Source organism: Kocuria sp. p3-SID1428 (assembly GCF_025149945.1).
Lineage (GTDB): Bacteria > Actinomycetota > Actinomycetes > Actinomycetales > Micrococcaceae > Kocuria.
The window spans coordinates 26296-49712 of sequence record NZ_JALXVH010000017.1; the positions used below are offsets into that span (position 1 = coordinate 26296).

General features: G+C 71.0%; 19 protein-coding genes. 11 read left to right on the plus strand and 8 right to left on the minus strand.

Annotated elements, in window-relative coordinates:
* The first annotated feature begins 32 nt into the window (after positions 1-32).
* Complete coding sequence (locus M3E84_RS05465; RefSeq protein WP_259895114.1) at positions 33-881, plus strand: fructosamine kinase family protein; 849 nt, start codon at positions 33-35, stop codon at positions 879-881.
* A gap of 81 nt (positions 882-962) precedes the next feature.
* Positions 963-5102 (plus strand): ATP-dependent RNA helicase HrpA, encoded by a 4140-nt coding sequence (gene hrpA, locus M3E84_RS05470; RefSeq protein WP_259895116.1) that lies wholly within the window; start codon positions 963-965, stop codon positions 5100-5102.
* Between the two features lie 42 nt (positions 5103-5144).
* On the opposite strand, the gene M3E84_RS05475 is transcribed toward hrpA, so the two are convergent.
* Both M3E84_RS05475 and M3E84_RS05480 read right to left on the minus strand, forming a co-directional pair.
* Positions 5145-5573, minus strand: a complete 429-nt coding sequence (locus tag M3E84_RS05475; RefSeq protein ID WP_259895118.1) for an HIT family protein — start codon at positions 5571-5573, stop codon at positions 5145-5147.
* Positions 5574-5634: 61 nt separating this feature from the next.
* A complete protein-coding gene (locus M3E84_RS05480) occupies positions 5635-6309 on the minus strand; it encodes an MBL fold metallo-hydrolase (protein ID WP_259895142.1) in 675 nt (224 codons plus the stop codon).
* Positions 6310-6552: 243 nt separating this feature from the next.
* Here M3E84_RS05480 and M3E84_RS05485 point away from each other — a divergent pair, with 243 nt between their 5' ends.
* Both M3E84_RS05485 and M3E84_RS05490 read left to right on the plus strand, forming a co-directional pair.
* Positions 6553-6996, plus strand: coding sequence for a Fur family transcriptional regulator (locus M3E84_RS05485; RefSeq protein ID WP_259895120.1), 444 nt, complete (start codon positions 6553-6555; stop codon positions 6994-6996).
* Positions 6993-7982: a diacylglycerol kinase family protein gene (locus M3E84_RS05490; protein ID WP_259895122.1), complete on the plus strand. Its 990-nt coding sequence runs from the start codon at positions 6993-6995 to the stop codon at positions 7980-7982. Before M3E84_RS05485 ends, M3E84_RS05490 begins: the two co-directional genes overlap by 4 nt.
* 62 nt (positions 7983-8044) lie before the next feature.
* Here the strand turns inward: M3E84_RS05490 and M3E84_RS05495 are convergent, their stop codons facing one another.
* The 4 genes from M3E84_RS05495 to M3E84_RS05510 all read right to left on the minus strand — a co-directional run bounded on the left by M3E84_RS05495 (position 8045) and on the right by M3E84_RS05510 (position 12480).
* Entirely contained in the window at positions 8045-8968 is a 924-nt protein-coding gene (locus tag M3E84_RS05495) for a metal ABC transporter permease (RefSeq protein ID WP_259895123.1), read from the minus strand.
* Entirely contained in the window at positions 8968-9843 is an 876-nt protein-coding gene (locus M3E84_RS05500; RefSeq protein ID WP_259895125.1) for a metal ABC transporter ATP-binding protein, read from the minus strand. Before M3E84_RS05500 ends, M3E84_RS05495 begins: the two co-directional genes overlap by 1 nt.
* Positions 9840-10823, minus strand: coding sequence for a metal ABC transporter solute-binding protein, Zn/Mn family (locus M3E84_RS05505; RefSeq protein WP_259895127.1), 984 nt, complete (start codon positions 10821-10823; stop codon positions 9840-9842). Before M3E84_RS05505 ends, M3E84_RS05500 begins: the two co-directional genes overlap by 4 nt.
* 175 nt (positions 10824-10998) lie before the next feature.
* A complete protein-coding gene (locus M3E84_RS05510; protein WP_259895129.1) occupies positions 10999-12480 on the minus strand; it encodes a GuaB1 family IMP dehydrogenase-related protein in 1482 nt (493 codons plus the stop codon).
* Between the two features lie 228 nt (positions 12481-12708).
* On the opposite strand from M3E84_RS05510, the gene M3E84_RS05515 reads away from it, so the two are divergent.
* From M3E84_RS05515 to M3E84_RS12480, 3 genes are all read left to right on the plus strand, one after another.
* Positions 12709-16485 carry a multifunctional oxoglutarate decarboxylase/oxoglutarate dehydrogenase thiamine pyrophosphate-binding subunit/dihydrolipoyllysine-residue succinyltransferase subunit gene (locus tag M3E84_RS05515; RefSeq protein ID WP_259895130.1) on the plus strand — a complete coding sequence of 1259 codons (3777 nt, stop codon included), beginning with the start codon at positions 12709-12711 and terminating at the stop codon, positions 16483-16485.
* Positions 16486-16773: 288 nt separating this feature from the next.
* Entirely contained in the window at positions 16774-17373 is a 600-nt protein-coding gene (locus M3E84_RS05520) for a GDSL-type esterase/lipase family protein (protein ID WP_259895144.1), read from the plus strand.
* Between the two features lie 139 nt (positions 17374-17512).
* Positions 17513-17587, plus strand: coding sequence for a 50S ribosomal protein bL37 (locus M3E84_RS12480; RefSeq protein ID WP_396415568.1), 75 nt, complete (start codon positions 17513-17515; stop codon positions 17585-17587).
* Between the two features lie 126 nt (positions 17588-17713).
* On the opposite strand, the gene rsrA is transcribed toward M3E84_RS12480, so the two are convergent.
* Positions 17714-18034 carry a mycothiol system anti-sigma-R factor gene (rsrA, locus tag M3E84_RS05530; RefSeq protein ID WP_259895134.1) on the minus strand — a complete coding sequence of 107 codons (321 nt, stop codon included), beginning with the start codon at positions 18032-18034 and terminating at the stop codon, positions 17714-17716.
* A 2-nt stretch (positions 18035-18036) separates the two neighbouring features.
* Positions 18037-18849 (minus strand): sigma-70 family RNA polymerase sigma factor, encoded by an 813-nt coding sequence (locus tag M3E84_RS05535; protein WP_311200438.1) that lies wholly within the window; start codon positions 18847-18849, stop codon positions 18037-18039.
* A gap of 404 nt (positions 18850-19253) precedes the next feature.
* Here M3E84_RS05535 and M3E84_RS05540 point away from each other — a divergent pair, with 404 nt between their 5' ends.
* From M3E84_RS05540 to hisN, 4 genes are all read left to right on the plus strand, one after another.
* Positions 19254-19892, plus strand: coding sequence for a DoxX family membrane protein (locus tag M3E84_RS05540; protein ID WP_259895135.1), 639 nt, complete (start codon positions 19254-19256; stop codon positions 19890-19892).
* Positions 19893-19991: 99 nt separating this feature from the next.
* Entirely contained in the window at positions 19992-21446 is a 1455-nt protein-coding gene (gene aroA / locus M3E84_RS05545) for a 3-phosphoshikimate 1-carboxyvinyltransferase (RefSeq protein WP_259895148.1), read from the plus strand.
* Positions 21433-22542 (plus strand): ribosome small subunit-dependent GTPase A, encoded by a 1110-nt coding sequence (gene rsgA / locus M3E84_RS05550; protein ID WP_259895136.1) that lies wholly within the window; start codon positions 21433-21435, stop codon positions 22540-22542. The genes aroA and rsgA overlap by 14 nt, the downstream gene beginning before the upstream one ends.
* Before the next feature lie 21 nt (positions 22543-22563).
* Positions 22564-23355: a histidinol-phosphatase gene (gene hisN / locus M3E84_RS05555; RefSeq protein WP_259895138.1), complete on the plus strand. Its 792-nt coding sequence runs from the start codon at positions 22564-22566 to the stop codon at positions 23353-23355.
* The last annotated feature ends 62 nt before the right edge of the window (positions 23356-23417 follow it).

The window sequence follows — 23417 nt, forward strand, 5'->3', positions numbered from 1 at the left end:
CGAATCCAGCCTAATGCCGCCACACTCGAGGCATGACCCCGAACCGCAAGCCTGCTGAGCACCAGATCCACCGCAAGACCTCCGACGGCTCCTCCCCCGGCGTCTTCGCCCTGGAGGCCGCCGGGCTGCTGTGGCTCGACGAGGGACCGGTGCGCTGCGCAGGTGTCCACGACGTCGGTGCGGACTTCCTGGAGCTGACCCGCATCGACCCGGCGCGCCCCACGGCCGAGGCCGCTCGCGCCTTCGGCCGCGCCCTGGCGCAGACACACGATCTCGGCGCCGACGGATTCGGCGCCGCTCCCCCGGTGCCGGTCGGCAGCAGCGACTGGACCCAGCCGGCACCGCAGGACGGCTGGCGCACCGGCTGGTTCGGACCGCTCGAGCAGCCGCTCGAGGTGCCGCTGGAGCCGACCGGGTCCTGGGGTGCGTTCTACGGCGGTCAGCGGCTGCGCCCCATGCTCGAACGGCTGCGCTCCCGCGGTGTCGCAAGCCGGGAGCTCGAGGACATCGAGCGGGTCACCGAGGCCCTCGAGGCCGGTGACTTCGACGACGGCGACCGCCCCGCCCGCATCCACGGCGACCTCTGGGCAGGCAACCTCCTGTGGGACGACCAGGGCGCGGTGCTGATCGATCCCGCCGCCCACGGCGATCACCGGGAGCAGGATCTGGCCTTCCTCGAAGTCTTCGGCGCCCCGCACATGGAGGAGATCCTGGTCGGCTACCAGGAGGCGCATCCGCTGGACGACGGATGGCGCGAGCGCACTGGGCTCCATCAGCTCTTCGTGCTGATCGCCCACGCCGTGCTGTTCGATCCGCCGCGCGGCGGGTCCTACCTGGCAGCCACGTCCCGAGCCGCCCGCAGCGCGCTCGGGCTGCTCTGAAGCGACGGCCCGGTCCGCGAGCGCTCAGGGGCGGACAGTGCCGTCAGTGCCGTCGTCCCCGCCCCGTAGGATGGCCCGGCTATGACCACCACCGCGCATGAGGGCACAGGCCCTCGGATCGTCTACCCCGAACAGCTGCCGGTCTCGGGCCGGCGCCAGGACATCCAAGCGGCGATCCGCGACCATCAGGTCGTCGTGATCGCCGGCGAGACCGGCTCCGGCAAGACCACCCAGATCCCCAAGATGTGCCTCGAGCTGGGTCTCGGGGACTCCGGCATGATCGGGCACACCCAGCCCCGGCGCATCGCCGCGCGCTCGGTCGCCGAGCGCATCGCCGAGGAGATGGGTGAGAAGATCGGGCAGACGGTCGGCTACCAGGTCCGCTTCACCTCGGAGGTCGGCCGGAACTCGCAGATCAAGCTCATGACCGACGGCATCCTGCTGGCCGAGATCCAGCACGACCGCCTGCTCTCGCGCTACTCCACGATCATCGTGGACGAGGCCCACGAGCGGTCGCTGAACATCGACTTCCTGCTCGGCTACCTCAAGACGATCCTGCCGCAGCGCCCGGATCTGAAGCTGATCATCACCTCGGCCACGATCGACCCGGAGCGCTTCGCCGAGCACTTCCACGAGCCTCTGCCGACTGACGCCCCGCAGGACGCCCGGCCCGAGCCCGCGCCGATCATCGAAGTCTCCGGGCGCACGTATCCCGTCGAGATCCGCTACCGGCCGCTGGAGGGCCAGCAGGATCTCGACGAGGACACCGACGACGGCCTCGAGGACGAGGACCGCGATCCGCTCGAGGCCGTGTGCGAGGCCGTCGAGGAGCTGTCCCACGAGGACCGCGGCGACATCCTGATCTTCTTCTCCGGCGAGCGCGAGATCCGCGATGCCCAGGAGGCGATCGAGTCGCTGGTGGCTGACCGCCCGCGCCTGCGCGGCACCGAGGTCCTGCCCCTGTTCGGGCGGCTGTCGATGGCCGAGCAGCACCGCGTCTTCTCCCGCGGCTCGTCGCGGCGGATCGTGCTGGCCACCAACGTGGCCGAGACCTCGCTGACCGTGCCCGGCATCAAGTACGTGATCGACACCGGCACCGCGCGCATCTCCCGGTACTCCACGCGCACCAAGGTCCAGCGCCTGCCGATCGAGCGGATCTCTCAGGCCTCGGCGAATCAGCGCGCGGGCCGCTGCGGGCGCGTCTCCGACGGCATCTGCATCCGGCTGTACTCGCAGGAGGACTACGAGTCCCGCCCCGAATTCACGGATCCGGAGATCCTGCGCACCAACCTGGCCTCCGTCATCCTGCAGATGACCTCCGCCGGGGTGGTCCGCTCCCCCGAGGACATCAGCCGCTTCCCCTTCGTGGAGCCGCCCGAGTCCCGCGCCGTGAAGGACGGCGTGATGCTGCTGCGCGAGCTCGGGGCCCTGCGCTCGTCAGAGTCCTCCCGCGGTCGTCGGGCAGGGCAGGACGACGACCGCTCCGGGCGCGGGTCGCGCGGACGCTCCCGGGGCCGTCGGGGCCGGGGCCACGACGACGACCGCTCCCCGCTGACCCGCACCGGACGCACCCTGGCCGCCCTGCCGGTGGATCCCCGACTGGGCCGCATGATCGTGGAGGGCCAGCGTCGCGGCTGCGCCCGCGAGGTCATGATCCTGGCCGCCGCGCTGACCATCCAGGACCCGCGCGAGCGCCCGCTCGAGAAGCGGGCACAGGCCGATGAGCTGCACGCCCGGTTCAAGGACACGACCTCCGACTTCCTGGGCTTCCTGCTGCTGTGGCAGCACCTCCAGCAGCAGCAGGAGCAGCTGTCGAGCTCGCAGTTCCGCAAGACCGTGCAGCGCGAGTTCCTGAACTTCCTGCGCATCCGCGAGTGGCAGGACCTCTACACCCAGCTGCGCCAGATGGGCCGCTCGGTGGGCATCGAGGTCGGCCGCGACCGGGAGATCGACCCGGCCGCCAAGTCCGATGACGTCCACAAGTCACTGCTGGCAGGGCTGCTCAGCCATATCGGCCTGCGCGATGAGCGCACCCGCGACTATCAGGGAGCCCGCGGCACGCGCTTCGCGATCTTCCCGGGCTCGGCGCTGTTCAAGAAGAAGCCGGACTTCGTGGTCTCCGCCGAGCTCGTGGAGACCTCCCGGCTGTGGGCTCGCGTCAACGCGGCGGTGGAGCCGCAGTGGATCGAGGAAGTCGCCGGCGACCTGGTCAAGCGCACCTATGCGGAGCCGTACTGGTCCCGCAGCCAGGGCGCGGTGATGGCCAAGGAGCGGGCCACGCTCTATGGCGTCCCACTGGCGGCCGATCGGCCCGTGGGCTACTGGCGGATCGACCCGGTCGCCTCGCGCGAGATCTTCCTCCAGAAGGCCCTGGTGGAAGGCGACTGGCAAACCCGGCACCGCTTCGTGCAGCGCAACCGGAAGAAGCTCGCCGAGGTCGAGCAGCTCGAGTCCCGCCTGCGCCGCAAGGACCTGCGAGTGGACGACCAGGCCCTCTACGAGTTCTTCGACGCCCGGGTCCCCGCCGAGGTCGTCTCCCAGACCCACTTCGACACCTGGTGGAAGAAGGCCTCGCGCCAGGACGAGCACCTGCTCGACTTCGACCCCGAGCAGCTGATCGACGACCAGGCCGAGACCTGGGACGACTCCGCCTACCCGCGGCACTGGATCGCCCGCACCGACGGCGGCGAGCTCAGCCTTGATCTGGACTACACGTTCGCCCCCGGCTCCGGCGGCGGGGCCTCCGGACAGAAGGGCTCCAGGCGCCAGGCCGACGGCGTCACCGTGCGGGTGCCGATCCTCTTCCTGCACCAGCTGAGCCCCGGCCCCTTCCGCTGGCTGATCCCGGGGCTGCGCACCGAGCTGGTGACCGCCCTGATCCGCTCGCTGCCCAAGCAGGTGCGCAAGGCCGTGGTCCCAGCCCCGGATGTCGCGCGCCGGGCCGTCGAGCTGCTCGACGCGCAGGCCGACCCGGAGCAGGACGACCTGGAGCAGGCGCTGGAGCGCGCCCTGCGCCAGCTCAAGGGCATCGTCATCCCGCCGGGGTCCTGGGACTGGTCGGCGGTCCCCGAGCACCTGCGCATGCACTTCCAGGTCCGCGACGCACGCAACCGGGTCCTCGGCGAGGGCGAGGACCTCGAGCACCTGCAGGTCGCCCTGCGGGACCAGGTCCGCGCCGCACTGGCCGAATCGCTGGGCACCTCGGCCTCGGCGCTGCCGACGCCCGGCCCCGGCGCCGTCCCCGGACCCGGCAGCGGCAAGCGCGGCTCCGCAGCGCAGAAGCAGGCCGCGGCCCCTCGCGGCGGAGACAAGGAGGCCGCAGGACCGGCGCTGGAACGCACTGGGCTCACCGAATGGCCCGAGCAGGACCTGCCCCGCAAGGTCGACACCGTGGTCTCCGGGCAGCGCATCACGGGCTGGCCGGCTCTCGTGGCCTCCCCCGGAGCCGATGCCGCCGAGCCCACCGCCGATATCCGCGTCTTCACCTCGGAGCAGGACCAGAGGGCGGCCCAGCGCTCCGGGACGATCTCGCTGCTGCTGCGGCGCCTGCCGAACACGCAGCGGTTCATCTCGGAGCACTTGGACAACCGGGAGAAGATCGTCTTCACCCAGAATCCGCACGGCTCGGTCGAGGCCCTGATACAGGACTGCACCCGCGCTGCCGTGGACAAGCTGGTGCCGACCGAGCCGCCCTGGACGCGTCAGGAGTTCGACCGGCTCTTCGACGACGTCCGTGCCGAGCAGATCGAGACCGTCTTCCTGGTCACGGCCCTGGTGGCCGAGGTCCTCACGCTGGCGAATTCGGTGCGCAAGCGGATCAAGCGGCCGTCCTCGATGGCGGCCGTGAGCGCGTTCGCCGACATCCGCGAGCAGCTCGACCGCCTGGTCGAGCCAGGCTTCGTGACCCGGATCGGATGGGCGCACCTGCAGCACCTGCCCCGGTATCTGAAGGCCATGGAGCTGCGCATCGACAAGCTCGTGGGCACCGCCAACATCCAGCGCGACGCCGTGAGCATGACCGAGATCCAGTCCCTGGAGGATGAGTTCGACAAGGCCGTGGCCGCCGTGCCGAAGGGCCTGCCGGTGCCCGAGTCGCTGGCGGTGATCGAGTGGGAGCTCGAGGAGCTGCGCGTCTCGCTGTTCGCCCAGGAGCTCGGCACCGCCCACACGGTCTCGGCCAAGCGCGTGCGCAAGGCCCTCAGGGAGGCAGCTGCCCGCTGAGGGCCACGGCCCGGAAGGGGCGGTGAGACAGCCCCCTCCGGCTCAGTCCTGCGGAACGTGCTCCTGATGACCGGCCGAGCGCAGGGCGTCGCGGATCTGCTGGGCAGCCTGGTCCATGACCGCCTGATCCGGGTCGTGGTCGGCGTTGGCGAAGTCGAAGTCCGAGGTCGAGGACACCGGCCACACGTGCACATGGCAGTGCGGGACCTCGAAGCCCTGGATCATCTGGCCCACGCGCCGCGGCTGGAAGGCCTGGCGCTGGGCCTGGCCGATCTGCTGTGAGACGCGCATGAGGTGCGCTGCCAGCTCAGGATCCAGGTCGAGCCAGTGGTCCACCTCCTGACGGGGCACCACGAGGGTGTGCCCGGTGGACAGGGGGTCGGCCGAGAGGAAGGCGACGCACTGGTCGTCCGTCCAGACGAACCTGCCGGGGATCTCGCCGTCGATGATGCGGGTGAAGATGGTCGTCACTGCGTCCTCCTGGGTCTGCGGGTGGGTCAGAGGGTGTCTCGGCGGAAGAGTGAGCGGGGACTCAGGCCTCCACCGCGGTGCCGGGGTCGAGGTGCTCGTAGTCGGTGCCGTACTTGGCCGCGAAGGCGGTGACCTGCTTCTCCACGATGCCGAAGCCGTTGTCCGAGAGGAGGGCGTCGTGGATGGGGTACGCCTTCTGCGCGCCGACGGCGATGAGGAAGTCGATGACCTCCGCCATCTTGGACCATGGGGCGTGCAGCGGGACCAGCACGGTGGACGGCGTGATGCCGTCCGGGACGACCAGCGAGTCCCCGGGGTGGTAGACGCGCTCCTCGATGAGGTAGCCGACGTTGTCGACGGTGCGGATCAGCGGGTGGATCAGCGCGTGCTGCCCACCGAAGGTGCGCACGCGCACACCGGACAGGTCCAGCTCGGTCTCGGCGTCGACGTCGTGGATGCGGACCCGGCCCTGCGAATCGACGGCCTCCTGGCCGAGCTGCTCGCGCAGGTCCGCGGCCACCGAGCCCGGGGCCCAGACCTGCAGGTCGCGCCGGGCGCGCAGCTGCTCCGGGACGCGCTGCGGATCCAGGTGATCGGGATGGGTGTGCGTGATCAGCAGGTGATCGGCTCCGGCCATGGCCTCCTCGACCTCGGAGAAGTTGCCGGGGTCCAGGACCAGGACGGTGCCGTCGATCTCGAGGCGCACGCACGAGTGCGTGTACTTGGTCAGCTTCACCTTGCGCTCCTGTGCTCGGGTGCGGTCACCGGTGATGCGGCCACTCGCGGGCGGCACCTGACCGGTGGTCGAGGCCCAGCCTACTGATCCCCGACGACGACGCACCGGCTCGGCGCCGGTGGCCGCCTCGGCCCGCACGCCGTGGCCGCCTGCCGGGCCCTCCGAGCCCGCGGGTAGCATGGCAGGGCCTCCGCCCGCCGAGATGTGGTGACAGCGGCGGCGATCCCGAGAAGGAGTTCCGAAGTGCCCTCGCCGTCAGCCCCGCAGCCGCAGGCCGCCGTGCGCGTCACGCGGCAGCGTCGTGCCGTGCAGGCCGCCATGGCCGTGCAGACCGATTTCGTCTCCACCCAGGACCTGCACAAGATCCTGCGCGAGCGCGGCGAGTCCGTCTCCCTGGCCACGACCTACCGGATCCTGCAGTCCATGTCGGAGGCCGGCGAGGTCGATGTCCTGCGCAGCGAGGACGGCGAATCGATCTACCGCCAGTGCGCCGCCGAGCACCACCACCATCACCTGGTCTGCCGCAGCTGCGGGGCCACCGTGGAGCTCGAGGCCCCGGAGATCGAGCGCTGGACCTCCCAGACCGCCCAGCGCCACGGGTTCACGCAGGTGGATCACACCATCGAGATCGTCGGGCTGTGCGCCGAGTGCTCTGCGCGCGGGCCCCGGGCTCACGAGCCGGCATGAGCACCGACTCCTCCGCACCCCTGATCCTGCTGGTCGCCGACCCCCACCGGCACCGCGACGGCCCCGTCCAGCGCGCTGCGGCCATGCTGCGCACCGGCGGCTATGCCACCGAGGCCGTGTGGAGCGGGCCTTCCGAGGACGGGCAGTCCGAAGACCCCTCCAGCGGCTCCGGCGTGGCCTGGGGCCAGCCCCTGCACCGGCGCCTGGAGCGCTGCCGGGAAGACGGCAGCGCTCCCGCCGCCGTGCTGGCCGTGGGCGGCGACGGCATGTCGCACACCGTGCTCAACGTGCTGCAGGAGCATCAGGAGCGCGGCGGTCCGCCGATCCCGTTCGGGCTGATCCCCACCGGCACGGGCAACGACCTCGCCCGGCACATGCGCCTGCCCCACGGCGATCCGGAGATGGCCGCCGGGCGCGTGCTGCGCCGCCTCGACGAGGGACCCGCGGACATGGACCTGGGCCTCATCGAACTCGCCGACGGCACGCGCCGCTGGTTCGCCACCGCCGCGTGCTGCGGGATCGACGCCGTGGTCAACGAGCTGGCGAACACCTGGAGCTGGCCTCGCGGCTCGGCCAAGTACGCGGCCGCCGTCCCGGTCGAGGCCATGCGCTACCGCCAATCGCACATGGCGCTGGCGATCCGTCGTCCTGACGGGACCGAGCTGCTGAGTTCGCGGCGCACGCTGATGCTCTCGGTCGCGAACACGTCGTCGATCGGCGGCGGGCTGTCGATCGTGCCCCACGCCGACCCGCGCGACGGCCGGCTCGAGGTCTTCCAGGTCCGGGCGCTGTCGCGGGCCCGCATCCTCCTGCTCTTCCCGCGGCTGATCCTCGGCGCCCATCTGGGGCTCGACGAGGTGGCGATCGAGCCCGCAGTGCGGGTCGAGGTCGATGCCCCCAACCTCATCTGCGCCGACGGCGAGTCCGTGGGTCGAGGCCCGGCGATCATCTCCGTGGCCCCGGCCGCACTGCCCGTCCTGTTCTGAGATCCCCGGGGTGCAGCGCCGCTCCGGGACCGCCTGAACGCCGCTCGAAGCTGCTGTCCGGCTCAGACGGTCGGGCCGGCCTGGGCCGACCGGCTCTCGGCCGGAGCCTCCCCCGCCCCAGCTCGCCCGGAGCGCCCCGAGCGCAACCGCGCAATGATCCGGGCAGCGCCCCACAGAGCGAAGGAGATCGTGGTGACATACGGGCTGATCGGCAGCGCGCCGCCCAGCGCCAGCAGGATCCCGCCCACCATCGAGATCTCGGCGAAGACCACGGAGAGGATCACGATCCGCGCCGGAGAAGCCGTGAGGCTGATGGCGGCGGCCGCCGGTGTCACGAGCAGGGCGAGCACCAGAAGGGCGCCGATGATCTGCACCGACATGGCCACGGCCACGCCCAGCAGGAGCATGAACACGACCGACAGCGCCCGCGTGGGCACGCCGCGGGCCTGGGCCACGGCCGGATCCAGGCTCGCGAACGACAGCGGCCTCCAGATCACGGCGAGCCCCGCGAGCACCACGACCGACAGCGCGGCCATGGCAGCCACCTGGACCTCGGAGACCGAGACGATCTGGCCCGTGAGCAGAGCGAACTGATTGGCGCTGCGCCCCTGATAGAGCGACAGGGCCAGGATCCCCACGCCGAGTCCGAACGGCATGAGCACGCCCACCACCGAGTTCGACGCCCGCGCCCGGGAGCCCAGCAGACCGATCAGCACCGCGGCGACCACCGAGCCCGCCAGGGAGCCCGTGACGATGCTGGTGCCGGCCAGCAGAGCGATCGCGCCTCCGGCGAAGGACAGCTCCGCCACCGCGTGCACCGAGAAGGCCATGTCGCGCATGACCACGAAGGTCCCGATCATCCCGCCGACGAGCCCGATCAGAGCCCCCGCCCACAGAGCGTTCTGCAGCAGGACGACCAGCTCGCCGTAGCGCTCGAAGACGAAGACCTGATCGAGCAGTCCCTGCAGGCTCAGCGTGTCGTTCATCAGGAGGCTCCTCCTCGGGGCCGCTGCGTGCCCAGGCGCGGCTCGGCGGAAGGGGTGGTGTGCGGGGTGTCATCCAGGGGCATGTGGTGGGCGTCCTCGCGCTCGGCGCCGACCACCACGATCCGCCCGGCGACCTCGGCGACCTCGATGGGCGCGCCGTAGAGCCCGGAGAGCACCTCCGTGCGCAGCACCTCCCCGGGCGTGCCGATGCGGAACGATCCGTTGGCCAGATACAGCACCCGGTCGACGTCGTCGATGATCGGATTGACGTCGTGGGTCACGAACACGGTGGCCGCCCCGGTGCGCTCCTTCTGCTCGAGCACCAGATCAGCGACCTCGCGCTGATGCGTGAGGTCCAGCGAGAGCAGAGCCTCGTCGAGCAGCAGCAGACCGGGGTCGGTGATCAGCGCCTGGGCGATGCGCAGGCGCTGCTGCTCGCCTCCGGACAGGGTCCCCACGGGCTCGTCCGCGTAGTCCTGGGCGCCCACGCGCTCGAGGGCTTCGTCGACCCGCCGCCGCACGGCGCCGCGTCCGAGCAGACGGGGACCCCAGCGGTGCCCGTCGATCCCCAGCGCCACCAGATCGCGGGCTCGCATGGGGACCTCGGCGGCGAAGGCACGCTGCTGCGGGACGTAGCCGATCTCGGTGGAGCCGCGGCGCGGGGCATGGCCGTTGATCGCCACGCTGCCGTCGGACAGCGGCAGCAGCCCGAGCAGGACGCGCAGCAGGGATGTCTTGCCGGTGCCGTTGCCGCCCAGCACGGCGAGGTACTCGCCGCGCCCGATCTCCAGGTCCAGCCCGGACCACAGACGACGCCGACCGAGGGCCAGCTCTGCACCCCGGAAGGCGGCGATGGGGGCGTCCTGCTCGCTCACGCCGCCTGCTCGATCGAGCCGATATTGGCGCTCATCCACGCGAGGTAGGACTCGCCCTCGGGCATGGTCTCGGTGAAGGAGACGACCGGGACGCCTGCCGTGTCCGCGGCCTCACGGAGCCGCTCGGTCTGCCCACCGGCCGTGTGCTCGTTGTAGGCGAAGAGCGCCAACCGCCCCTCATCGACCGTCTCCTCGACCTCGGTGTAGGTCAGCGGAGGGATGTCCGCGCCGTCCTCGACCGCGGCGGTGAACTCCTCCGGGGTGGCGTCGTGCAGGCCCGCGCGCTCGAGCAGGTGATCGGCCACGGGCTCGGTGGCCAGGTAGTCGCCCTGGGCGTCGAGGTCGTCGAGGCGCTGACCCAGCGCCTCGAGCTCGTCGCCGAAGTCCTCGCCGCGCTGCGAGTAGTCCTGCGCCCCGTCCGGATCCAGCTCGCCGAGCCGGTCAGCGGTCGCCTGGGCCACCGCATCGACGGTGCCGAGGTCGTACCAGACATGCTCGTTGAAGCCGCTGTGGTCGTGGTCGTGGTCCTCGCCCTCGGCGTGGTCGTGCTCCTGCTCGGCCGCGGCCTCGGCGCCCTCCAGACCGGAGAGCTCGACGGCGTCGATGACGGGGCCCTCGGAATCGCCGAGCAGATCCTCCATGAAGGCGTCGTAGCCGCCGCCGTTGACGATCACCAGATCCGCGTCCTCGACGGTGAGCCGATCCGCCGGCGCCGCCTCGAATGAGTGCGGGTCCTGGGCGGGCGAGTCGATGATCGGGATGACCTCCACGCCATCGCCGGCGACCTGCTCGGCGACATCCGCGTAGACCGAGGTCGAGGTCACGACCGTGATCTCGTGGCCGCTCTGGATCTCAGCCGCTCCCTGGCCGCAGGCCGACAGCCCCAGCGCGGAGGCGCTGAGCACCGCGGCGGCCGTCGCGGCGCGAGGAGGCGCCCAGCTGCGTGCGCTGCGGTCTCGAGGGGGGTTGATGCTGTGCACGGAGTCGAGTCCATTCCAGCGGCGCAGGCGCCGCGGTCGATCAGCAAGGTGGGCAGGCACCTTCTTGATAATGATTTTCATTTGCTCGACGCACTGTAACAGCACCCGCACCCTCGGTCACCTCGGGCCGCACGGACGCCGGGGCCCTCGCGCGAACCGCGATCTCCGGCGCGCCTCAGCTCCAGCTCTCAGTGCGGGCGCGGCCCTCCTCGTAGCCCGAGCTGCTCTGGATTCCCATCACCGCCCGCTCGGCGAACTGCTCCAGGTCGACGGCCCCGGCGTAGGTCATGGAGCTGCGCACCCCGGCCGTGAGGTGGTCGATCAAATCCTCCACCCCCGGACGACGCGGGTCCAGGTACATCCTGGAGCTCGAGATGCCCTCCTCGAACATCGCCCGGCGCGAGCGCTCGAAGGCCTCCAGGCCCGCGGTGCGGCTGAGCACGGCGCGCGTGGAGGCCATGCCGAAGCTCTCCTTGTAGAGGCGGCCGTCGGCGGATCGCTTCAGCTCCCCCGGACCCTCGAAGGTCCCGGCGAACCAGGACCCGACCATGACCTGGCTGGCGCCTGCCGCCAGCGCCAGGGACGCGTCGCGGGGATGCTTCACGCCGCCGTCGGCCCACACGGCCCCGCCCAGCTCCGCGGCCGCCTGGGCGCATTCGAGCACGGCCGACAGCTGGGGGCGCCCCACGGCGGTCATCATGCGGGTCGTGCACATGGCACCCGGGCCCACGCCGACCTTGACGATGTCCGCCCCGGCTGCGAGCAGGTCACGCACGCCTTCGGCGGTGACCACGTTGCCGGCCACGATCGGCCGGGAGCCGCCGATCGCACGCACGGCCTCCAGCGCCTGTCCCATCTTCTGCTGGTGGCCGTGCGCGGTGTCCACCACCAGCACGTCCACACCGGCCTCGATCAGCGCCCGAGCCCGGCCGGCGACATCGCCGTTGATGCCGATGGCCGCTGCGACCTTCAGGCGCCCCTCGGAGTCCAGGTTCGGCGTGTAGATCGTGGCACGCACGGCGGCCTGGGCGGTGATCACGCCGAGCGCGAGGCCCTCGTCGGAGACCACCGGGGCGATCTCCGTGCCGGCCTGCGCCAGGCGCTGGCTGACGGCGGCCATGGTCGGCACCAGGGACGCCGGGGCCGCAGAGGGATCATCGCCCAGCAGGTCCTGCTCAGGGATCGCCGGCAGGTCCGTGCGCATGACCGTGCGCAGTGCAGCGCTGCCGTCGGCTTCCCGGCACTGCTGCTCCTGGACGAGGCCGAGCAGGCGGCCGTCGTCGTCGACCACCAGGATGCCGCCGTGGGCGTACTCGCCCATCCGGAGACGGGCTTCCTGCACGCAGTCCTGGGCGCGCATGGCCCGCGCTGCGAGGAAGCGGCGGGGGCGATCCTTGACCCAGGCGGTCTCGCGGGCGATGACCTCCAGCGGCAGGTCCTGCGGCAGCACGCCCAGCCCTCCGCGCCGGGCCATGGTCTCGACCATCCGCTTGCCGGTCACCGCGGTCATGTTCGCGGACACGATCGGGATCGTGGATCCGGTGGGATCGGGCGCGGACAGGTCGGTGTCGAAGCGCGAGGAGATCTGCGACGACGACGGGACCAGGAAGGCGTCGTCGTAGGTCAGATCGGTCACGGGAGTGTTCAGCAATCGCACGTCGACGAGTCTAGGCGCCCCCGGCCTGCTAGCCCTGGCCCATTCGTCCCACTAGACTCATGCCCCGTATGACCGCCCCCGGGAGCAGTGCGTTCCACCGCCTCCCGGACCGGGCCGGGGCGGCGTCTCGACGATGACCCGCCGGTGCCCCCGGAACCGGTGCAGCGGTCCTCGGACGCGACCGGAAGCGGCCGCGGAACACAGACGAGAGAATGAGGCGTAAGGCACGTGCCAAGCACACCACGAGATCTGATCCCGGAAGAGTTCGCGGGCAACGAGTGGCTGGTCGAGGACCTCTACGAGCGCTACCGGAAGGATCGCGACTCGGTCGATCGTGACTGGTGGCCGGTGTTCGAGGCCATGGACCGCGCCGCATCCTCCGGCCGCGACAGCGCGGCAGCTTCCCCGAAGCCCCCGGCAGAGGCCACGACGAACGAGTCCGCAGCAGAGGCGGAGGCACCGGGGAAGAAGCCGGCGCCGTCCTCCGCGGCGCAGCAGAAGGGCCCGAGCGCCGCCGCCTCGAAGCCCGCCCCCCAGAAGACCACGAACAAGAGCACCCAGGAGAGCACCCCAGTGGAGTCCACCTCGGCAGGATCCGCAGAGCAGCCGCAGGACGAGCCGCAGGACAAGGCGGTGAAGCTGCGCGGGCCGGCCAAGGCCGTGGCCGCCAACATGGAGGCCTCCCTGTCGGTCCCCACCGCCACGACCGTGCGCGCGGTGCCGGCCAAGCTGCTGATCGACAACCGCATCGTCATCAACTCCCACCTGGCCCGCAACCGCGGCGGCAAGGTCTCCTTCACGCACCTGATCGGCTACGCCGTCATCAAGGCGCTGAAGAACATGCCGTCCATGAACGTCACCTATGAGGAGCAGGACGGCAAGCCGGTGGCCATCCAACCGGCGCACGTCAACTTCGGCCTGGCGATCGACCTGCCCAACAAGGACGGCTCGCGCAACCTGGTGGTGCCCAACATCAAGGGCGCCGAGGACCTCACCTTCCGCGAGTTCTGGGATGCCTACGAGGACATGGTCGGCCGTGCCCGCAAGGGCGAGCTGACCATGGACGACTACGCCGGCACAACGGTCTCGCTGACCAACCCCGGCGGCATCGGCACCGTGCACTCCGTGCCCCGCCTGTCCAAGGGCCAGGCCACGATCGTGGGCGTCGGCGCGCTGGACTACCCCGCCGAGTTCCGCGGCTCCTCCCCCCGCACCTTGGCGCGCAATGCGATCTCCAAGGTCATCACCCTGACCTCGACCTATGACCACCGCGTCATCCAGGGCGCCGGCTCCGGCGAGTTCCTGAAGCTGATCGAGTCCTACCTGCTCGGCGACGAGTTCTGGGACGAGGTCTTCCACGGGCTGAAGATCCCCTACGAGCCCGTGCGCTGGGTCACCGACAACCAGGTGAACCCGGAGACCGAGGTCAACAAGGTCGCCCGGATCCAGCAGCTGATCCACGCCTACCGCGTCCGGGGCCACCTGATGGCCGCCATCAACCCGCTGGGCTACGAACAGCGCGCCCACCCGGATCTGGACATCCGCACCTACGGCCTGTCGCTGTGGGACCTGGACCGCGAGTGGCCCACCGGCGGCTTCGGCGGGGCGCGCATGCTGACCCTGCGCACCATCCTGGGCCTGCTGCGCGATGCCTACTGCCGCACGATCGGCATCGAGTACATGCACCTGGACGCACCCCAGGAGCGCGAGTTCTTCCAGGAGCGCCTGGAGAAGGGCTACACCAAGCCCTCGCGCGAGGAGCAGTTCCGCATCCTCAGCCGCCTCAACGCGGCCGAGGCCTTCGAGACCTTCCTGCAGACCAAGTACGTCGGCCAGAAGCGCTTCTCGCTGGAGGGCGGCGAGTCGCTGATCCCGCTGCTCGACGCCGTGATCTCCGATGCCGCCGATCAGAACCTCGCCGGCGTGGCCATCACCATGGCCCACCGGGGGCGCCTCAACGTGCTGACGAACATCGCCGGCAAGTCCTACGCCCAGGTCTTCCGCGAGTTCGACGGCGGCCAGGATCCCCGCGCCGAGGGCTCCGGCGACGTCAAGTACCACCTGGGCACCGAGGGCACCTTCACCTCGGATGCCGGCAACCAGACCCAGGTCTACCTGGGTGCCAACCCGTCGCACCTCGAGGCCGCCGACCCGGTGATCGAGGGCGTCGCCCGCGCCAAGACCGATGTCCTCGGGGCAGGCCCCGAGGGCGACGGCACCTTCCCGGTGCTGCCCATCCAGGTCCACGGCGATGCCGCCGTGGCCGGTCAGGGCGTGGTCTACGAGGTCATGCAGATGGCCGAGCTGCCCGCCTACGCCACGGGCGGCACGGTGCACGTCGTGGTGAACAACCAGATCGGGTTCACCACCGGTCCGGAGGCCGGTCGCACCTCGACCTACGCCACGGACGTCGCCCGCTCCGTGCAGGTGCCGACCTTCCACGTCAACGCCGATGACCCCGAGGCCGTCACCCACGTGGGCCAGATGGCCTTCGAGTACCGCGAGCGCTTCCACAAGGACGTCGTGATCGACCTGATCTGCTACCGCCGCCGCGGTCACAACGAGGGCGATGACCCCTCGATGACCCAGCCGGTGATGTACGACCTGATCGATCAGAAGCGCTCCACGCGCCGGGTCTACACCGAGAACCTCGTGGGCCGCGGCGACATCAGCCAGGACGAGGCCGATCGCGCGCTCAAGGACTACCAGGAGCGCCTGGAGCGGGTGTTCACCGAGACCCACGAGGCCCAGACCTCCGAGGCCCCGCTGGTCACCGGCGATGCCGCCGCGATCTCGAACATCGAGCGCCCCTCGGCCCAGCAGGCCGATTCCGGGATCTCCATCCCCCGCTCGACCGCCATCTCCGTGGACACCGCCCGTCGTATCGGCCAGGCCCACCTCGAGTCGCCGGAGGACTTCACGGTCCACCGCAAGCTCACCAAGCTGCTCGAGCGCCGCGCCAAGATGACCGTCGACGGCGGCATCGACTGGGGCATGGGCGAGATCATGGCCTTCGGATCCCTGCTGATGGAGGGCATCCCGGTGCGGATGTCGGGCCAGGACGTCCAGCGCGGCACGTTCACCCAGCGCCACGCGGTGCTCTTCGACAACGAGACCGGCAAGTCCTGGATCCCGATCAACGGCCTGGTCGATGATCAGGAGTCGCTGGCGATCTACAACTCGCTGCTCTCCGAGTACGGCGTCCTCGGCTTCGAGTACGGCTACTCGGTCGAGCGTCCGGACGCCCTGACCGTGTGGGAGGCGCAGTTCGGCGACTTCATCAACGGCGCCCAGACGATCGTGGACGAGTTCGTCTCCTCGGCCGAGCAGAAGTGGGGCCAGCGCTCGTCGCTGGTCATGCTGCTGCCGCACGGCTACGAGGGTCAGGGCCCGGACCACTCCTCAGCCCGCATCGAGCGCTTCCTCGCGCTGTGCGCCGAGCGCAACATGATCGTGGCGCAGCCGTCGACCCCGGCGAACCACTTCCACATGCTGCGTCGTCAGGCCCACGTCCGTCCGCGCAAGCCGCTGATCGTGGCCGCCCCCAAGCAGCTGCTGCGGCTGAAGGCCGCCAGCTCGCAGGTCGAGGACTTCACCTCGGGCACGTTCCGCCCGGTGATCGAGGACCAGGCCGGTCTGGATGCCGAGAAGGTCACCCGCGTGGTGCTCGTCTCCGGCCGCCTGTACTACGACCTCGCCGCGCACCGCGAGAAGAGCGACGATCGCAGCACGGCCATCGTGCGCGTCGAGCAGCTCTACCCGCTGCCGAGCGAGGAGATCCGCGCGGAGCTGGCCAAGTACCCGAACGCCGAGGTCGTGTGGGCGCAGGACGAGCCGGCCAACCAGGGCCCGTGGCCCTTCATGGCCGTCAACCTGGTCCCGGACCTCGACCGCCGCGTCTCGCTGATCTCGCGCCCGGCCTCGGCCTCCCCGGCCGCCGGCTCGGCCAAGCGCCACGCGCTCGAGCTCGAGACTCTCATCGAGGAGCTCTTCGAGGGCCGCTGAGCCGATCCCCGCGTCACTCAGGCGCACCTGATCACGGCGCCCGGTCCGCCTCCCGCTGCGGCGGCAGGAGGGCCGGGCGCCGTCGTCACGATGACACGTCACCCGTCGCCCCATGTCCCGCGCGGTGCCCGTGCGCGGCGCCGCAGGATGTACCGTTGCCACAGCGGCCGCACAGGCTGTGCGAGACGGGTGCCTGAGTCACCGGCGGTTCTATCGAGGCCCTCCCCCGAGGCCCGATCGGGACCGAACCATCAACCATCCGTGCTGAACATCAAGAAGAGGAACCCCGTGGAGCAACGCAGGATCAGAATGGTCGCGGTCGGCGACGAGCTGCTGGCCGGCGCCGGAGACCCCCGTGCGCTGGGCTGGTACGGCCGGGTGCTGGCCCGCACGCCCCATGACGTGGTCCCGATCTCCTCCTACGTCCTCGCCGCCCCCGGCGAGGGCAGCGAGGCGCTCAACGACCGCTGGTTCGGCGAGGCATCCCTCCGCTTCGCCGCCGGCGCAGACAACCGCCTGGTGATCGCGCCGTCCACGCGCGACGTCGATCTGTCCATCACCACGGCGCGTTCGCGCCTGCACATGGCCAATATGGTCGACACTGCGGCCCAGTCCAACGTGAAGGTGCTCGTGGTCGGGCCTCCGCCCACGCTGGATCCGGATCGCAACCGGCGCATCGCCGATCTCTCGGCGGCCTTCGCGGACGTGGTCACGCGGCGCAACCACATCTACGTCGACACCTTCAACCCGCTGCAGCACCACGAGCAGTGGCGCAAGGACCTCTCGGCCAACGACGGCCGCCCCGGCCAGGCCGGTTACGGTCTCATCGCCTGGCTCGTGCTGCACCGCGGCTGGTACTCCTGGCTGGATCTGCCCGAGCCGCAGTGATCCGCGCGCGATCGGCGCCGTCTCGTTCCCTCCGCCTGCGCGGATGTGGAACAATGGGCGGATGTCCGCGGAAGGCTGCGGGCGGCTGTGCGCCGTCCGCCCCCGCCGGATCCCCGACCACTCGACCGAGGAGGCACGCATGAGCAAGCGTGGACGCAAGCGCAAGGACCGTCGCAAGAACAACGCGAACCACGGCAAGCGCCCCAACTCCTGAGCCCGTTCCCGGGCAGGACTGGGACAGCATTGCACGAAGGCCCCGACCAGGGCGGCTCGAGTTCCTCGAGCTCCTCCGGTCGGGGCCTTCGTCATGTGCGCGGAAGCCGCAGCCCCGCGCGTCGGCTCACTGCGGGCTCGCCGGGGCCGACTGCGACGAGGCCTCCGCGCCGGTGCGGCCGCAGGCCTCGTTGATGCGGGACATGATCGAGGCTCGCAGGGTCTGCGGGGCGGTCTCCGCGCAGGAGCGTCGCACGGCAATGCGGATCTCTCGCTCGAGGTCATGCTCGTTCGTGCAGTCCGGGCAGTCGTCCAGGTGCTCGGCGATGGCTCGGACGTCATCCACGGTCAGAGCGCCGTCCAGGTACTCGTGGATCCGCTCGAGCTGAGCCTGCGAGCAGCCGCAGGGCGTGCCGTCGTTGTGAGCGTCGCGCTGGGGGTCGGTCATGGTCAGTCCTTCTGCTTCTCATCGGTGGTGCGCTGGGCGGCCCGTGCCCTGGCGGCGGACGTGGTGTCGGCGGCGGCCCGCTGCGTGGCCGAGGACTTGCGCCGACCGCCCTTGGTGGTGTCGATCCCGCGATCGGCCGCGTATTCGCTGAGCATCTCCCGCAGGAGCCGACGGCCGCGGTGCAGCCGAGACATCACGGTGCCGATCGGCGTGGCCATGATCTCGGCGATCTCCTTGTAGGCGAAGCCCTCCACATCGGAGAGGTAGACCGCCATGCGGAAGTCCTCCGGCAGCTCCTGCAGAGCGCGCTTGACGTCCGAGTCGGGCAGATGGTCGAGGGCCTCGACCTCCGCCGAGCGCAGTCCCGAGGAGGTGTGCTGCTCCGCGCGGTGCAGCTGCCAGTCCTCGACCGTCTCGGTGTCCGACTGCTTGGGCTCGCGCTGGCGCTTGCGGTACAGGTTGATGTACGTGTTCGTCAGGATCCGGTACAACCACGCCTTGAGATTCGTGCCGGGGCGGTACTGGTGGAAGGACGAGAACGCCTTGGTGTAGGCCTCCTGGACGAGGTCCTCTGCATCGGCGGCATTGCGGGCCATGCGCAGCGCCGCCGCGTAGAGCTGATCCACGTAGACCATGGCCTCGCGCTCGAAGCGCTCGGCGCGCTGCTCCGGGGTCTCGGTCTCGAGATCCACGGTCTGCTCCTCGGGCGCGCTCGCTTCCGGGTCGGTCCCCGGGTCCTGGCCGGAATCCTCCACGATGACGCCGTCCTGCGCGCTCAGCTCGGTCCGGTCCGCGGTGTCCTCTGATTCACTCATCGCCGGCAAGTCTAGGCGCGCCGGTTCCGGCTCGACCGCGCGGGTGGCTGTCAGCGCCATGTCCCTGCCTCCCCTGGCTTCTCGGTGCGGGAGGCCTGCGGCTTCCCTGAGTCTCGTTCCGGGATGTGCGGTTCCCCGGCCTCTCTACAGGGCGCAACGGTGCGCGGCGCTCGCCTATTCCGTGACCCCGGCTCTCGAGGGCACGGCCGCGAGAGCCGCGATCACAGCACAGCGGCAGGGAAGGCCCCCGCCGAACCCGCGTCCTGCTGCCGCGCCCGGGCAGCGTCCCCGACATCTCGGGCGAGCGCGCCGGTGCGACGTCCGACAGCCTGGTTAGGATGGGTGAGGAGAAGGGCCACCGGTCCGCGCACGCCGGACCGCCAGTACATCCAGGAGGACCCCTTATGAGCATCGTCCGCATCATCGCCCGCCCGCTGCTGGCCACCGGATTCGTGGTCAGCGGAGTCGACGCCTTCCGCAACTCGTCGCGCTCCGCCGAGCACCTGGCCCCCGTCCTGTCCGGGGTCGAGCGCGCCGTCCCGCAGGCCAAGCCCGCCGTGTCCAACAGCGCCGTCGTGGCCCAGGGCCTTGCCGCCGCGCAGGTCACCGCCGGGGTGGCCTACGGCCTGGGCAAGTTCCCCCGCGCCGCCGCCTCCGTGCTGGTCGTGACCACCAGCCTCAACGCCTACCTGGACTTCCAGGCCGCCGAGCACGGCACCAAGGAGCAGAAGGCCGCGCGCCGCAGCTCCGGGCTGAAGAACGTCTCGCTGATCGGCGCCACCATGCTGGCCACCGTGGACACCAACGGCCGTCCGTCGCTGGCCTGGCGCGCCAAGCACTTCGTGGACTCCGCCTCCAAGTCCTCCAGCAGCTTCGCCGCGGATGCCTCCAAGCGCCTCGAGCAGGCTCAGAAGTCCGCGGAGAAGTCCACCCGCGGTTCGCGGAAGGCGGCCAAGAAGGTAGCCGAGCAGGCGCAGAAGCGCGCCGCCGAGCGCATCAAGCAGGCGCAGAAGGCGGCCAAGAAGGCCCAGAAGAAGCACTGAGCGCCTCCTCAGAGCCACCTTCTCGTCGAACCCCGAACGGAGCACTGCGTGACCCGCGATCTCCCGACGGAGCACGAGGGCCAGGAGCCGGTCGCAGCCATGGCGCTGTGGCCGGCTCCTTTCCTCGGCTCCCGTCCCGTCCAGGCCTCTCTCACCGTCCCCGGCTCCAAGTCGCTGACCAATCGCTGGCTCCTGCTGGCCGCCGTGGCTGATGCCCCGTCGCGGCTGAGGGCCCCGCTGCGCTCCCGCGACACCGAGCTGATGGCCCAGGCCCTGCGCGAGCTCGGCGCGCAGGTCCAGGACGTCCCGGGGCACGGCGACTTCGGCGATGACTGGCTCGTCACGCCCATTCCGTTCGAGCGGCTGGGCACCGCAGCCTGCGCCGAGGCCTGCCGGGAGTCAGGCGACCCCGCCTCCGCCCCGCGGCGCATCGACTGCGGACTGGCCGGCACCGTCATGCGCTTCGTGCCGGCGCTGGCGGCACTGGTGCCCGGGCGCACGGAGTTCCACGGCGATGCCGCCGCCGAGCGCCGCCCCATGGGGCCGGTCATCGAGGCGCTGCGCGGGCTCGGTGTGGAGGTCGAGGAGCTCGGTGTGCCGGGCCGTCTGCCGTTCGCGGTCATCGGGCGCAGCGCCCTGCCCGGCGGCGTTCTGAGCATCGACGCCTCCGTGTCCTCGCAGTTCGTCTCCGCACTGCTGCTGGTGGCCGCCCGCTTCGAGCACGGCCTGCAGCTGCGCCACGTCAGTGCCGCCGGCGCGGGCGTGCCGTCCATGCCGCACGTGGAGATGACCCTGCAGTGCCTGCGGGAGGCCGGCGTGCAGGTCGAGGACTCCGAGCCCGCCGCCTGGTCGGTGGCTCCCGGGCCCGTGCAGGCCGTGGATCTGAGCATCGAGCAGGACCTGTCGAACGCCGGGCCGTTCCTGGCGGCGGCCGTCGTCTCGGGCGGCACCGTCTCGATCCCCCACTGGCCGCTGCGCACCACGCAGGGCGGGGCCCACTGGCAGGAGATCCTCCCGGCCTTCGGCGCCCAGGTCACCCTGGAGCCGGAGGCCGACGGACAGCTGGGCACCTTCACCGTCAGCTCGTCCAAGCCGCCGCACGGCGTGGACCTGGACCTCAGCCAGGCCGGCGAGCTCGCCCCTACCGCCGCTGCGATCTGCGCGGTGGCCGACTCGCCGTCGGTGCTTCGCGGGATCGCCCACCTGCGCGGGCACGAGACCGACCGCCTGGCCGCCCTGGTCGCGGAGATCCGACGGATCGGCGGGCATGCGCAGGAGACCCCCGATGGCCTGCGGATCGAGCCAGGGCAGCTGCACCCTGCCGTCATGCACTCCTACGAGGATCACCGCATGGCCACGGCTGCCGCTGTGATCGGCCTGGTCCTGGACGGCGTGCAGGTCGAGGACATCGCCACGACCGCCAAGACCCTGCCGCAGTTCCCGCAGCTGTGGCATCAGATGCTCACCGACTCCATGCCGGAGACCGGCGCCGCGCCCGATCAGACCGACTCCTCCCCCGCCGCCGAGCACTCGGACAGCCATGGCGCGCGCTGATCGCGGGGCGGCATCGTGGGACGAGCTGGACGAGTCGGACGTCCGGGTCCGGGCCAACAAGAAGGGATCGCGGCCGCGCACCAAGGACCGCCCGGCCCACGAGGACGCCGTGATCGGGCGGGTCGTGGCCGTGGATCGGGGCCGCTTCACCGTCGTGGTCCACGAGTCCTCGCACGACGAGCGCCTGGTCACCGCAGTGCGCGCCAAGCAGCTGCGGCGCACCCCCATCGTGGCCGGGGACCGAGTCGGCCTCGTCGGGGACGTCTCCGGGCGTCCTGACACCCTTGCCCGTCTGGTGCGTCTGGAGCCTCGCACCACGCTGCTGCGCCGCAGCGCCGATGACACGGATCCCGTGGAGCGAGTGGTCGTGGCCAATGCCGATCGACTCGTGATCGTGGTGGCCGCTGCCGATCCGCAGCCGCGCACCGGTTTCATCGACCGCTCCCTGGTCGCCGCCTACGACGCCGGCCTCGAGGCGCTGCTGGTCATCACCAAGACGGATCTGCAGGACCCGTCGTGGCTCATCGAGCACTACCGGGCGCTCGAGCTGACCGTGCTGACCTCCGGTGCCGCCGGTGAGGATGCGGCCGAGGCGGAGGAGGACTCGCTACCGCTGGATCAGCAGCTGGTCCACGATGTGCGAGAGCAGCTGCTGGGCAGCGTCTCCGTGGTGCTCGGGCACTCCGGAGTCGGCAAGTCCACACTGGTCAATGCGCTGACCGGGTCGCAGCGGGCCACCGGCGGCGTCAACGCCGTGACCGGGAGGGGTCGGCACACCTCGTCCTCGGCGCTGGCACTGCGGATGCCAGACGCCCCTGCCGGCACCTGGATCATCGACACCCCCGGCGTCCGCTCGTTCGGTCTGGCGCATGTGGAGGCCGATCGGATCGTCGAGGCCTTCGACGAGCTGGGCCCGGCCATCGCCGAGTGCCCCAAGGGCTGCACGCATCTGGCGGAGGCACCCGGCTGCGCCCTGGACGACTGGGTCGCGCACGGACATGCAGGTCAGGCCGGCCCTGAGCGGCTGGAGTCCCTGCGCCGCCTGCTGAGCGCCGGACATGAGCAGGAGACCGAGTCCAAGACCCTGGGGACCTGAGCCTCCGCTAGCCTGGAGCGCATGCGCCCTCACGGTTCCTACACGGATGACCTCCGCCTCGCCCATGTGCTTGCTGACACCGTCGACTCGCTCACCATGGCGCGGTTCCGCTCCCAGCAGCTGCAGGTCGAGACCAAGCCAGATCTCACCCCGGTGACCGATGCCGACCGCGACGCCGAGCAGCTCATCCGCGCCCAGCTGGCCCGAGTCCGCAATCGTGACTCCGTGCTGGGCGAGGAGTTCGGCACCACCGGCGCCGGATCCCGGCAGTGGGTCGTGGACCCGATCGACGGCACCAAGAACTTCGTGCGCGGCGTGCCCGTGTGGGCCACGCTGATCGCCCTGATCGACGACGGCGTCCCCGTCGTGGGGCTGGTCTCCGCCCCCGCCCTGCAGCGGCGCTGGTGGGCCGGTGCCGGCACCGGAGCCTGGGCAGGGCGCTCCCTGGCCAAGGCCGAGCGGCTCAGCGTCTCGTCGGTGGATCGGCTCGAGGACGCCTCGCTGTCCTACTCCTCGCTCAGCGGGTGGAAGGACCGTGGGCGCCGCGACGACTTCCTGGAGCTCACGGACCGCGTGTGGCGCACACGCGCCTACGGCGACTTCTGGTCCTACTGCCTGGTGGCCGAGGGCACCGTGGACCTGGCCGCCGAGCCGGAGCTGAACCTGTACGACATGGCCGCGCTGGTCCCGATCGTCGAGGAGGCCGGCGGACGCTTCACCGGGCTCGACGGGGCCCCCGGCCCGTTCAGCGGAAACGCCGTGGCCAGCAATGGACTGCTGCACGACCAGGTCCTGGAGCTGATCGGCGACTGATCCCCTTGCGCCCGCGGGCTGGCGCAGACGGATGAGGGGGCCGAGGCATGATGGCTCGGCCC

Coding starts and splice junctions, on each gene's coding strand:
- hrpA (WP_259895116.1), top strand. CDS start 963: ATGACCACCACCGCGCATGAGGGCACAGGCCCTCGGATCGTCTACCCC.
- M3E84_RS05535 (WP_311200438.1), bottom strand. CDS start 18,849: ATGAGTGAATCAGAGGACACCGCGGACCGGACCGAGCTGAGCGCGCAG.
- M3E84_RS05490 (WP_259895122.1), top strand. CDS start 6,993: ATGAGCACCGACTCCTCCGCACCCCTGATCCTGCTGGTCGCCGACCCC.
- hisN (WP_259895138.1), top strand. CDS start 22,564: ATGCGCCCTCACGGTTCCTACACGGATGACCTCCGCCTCGCCCATGTG.
- M3E84_RS05465 (WP_259895114.1), top strand. CDS start 33: ATGACCCCGAACCGCAAGCCTGCTGAGCACCAGATCCACCGCAAGACC.
- rsgA (WP_259895136.1), top strand. CDS start 21,433: ATGGCGCGCGCTGATCGCGGGGCGGCATCGTGGGACGAGCTGGACGAG.
- M3E84_RS05495 (WP_259895123.1), bottom strand. CDS start 8,968: ATGAACGACACGCTGAGCCTGCAGGGACTGCTCGATCAGGTCTTCGTC.
- rsrA (WP_259895134.1), bottom strand. CDS start 18,034: ATGACCGACCCCCAGCGCGACGCTCACAACGACGGCACGCCCTGCGGC.
- M3E84_RS05540 (WP_259895135.1), top strand. CDS start 19,254: ATGAGCATCGTCCGCATCATCGCCCGCCCGCTGCTGGCCACCGGATTC.
- aroA (WP_259895148.1), top strand. CDS start 19,992: ATGGCGCTGTGGCCGGCTCCTTTCCTCGGCTCCCGTCCCGTCCAGGCC.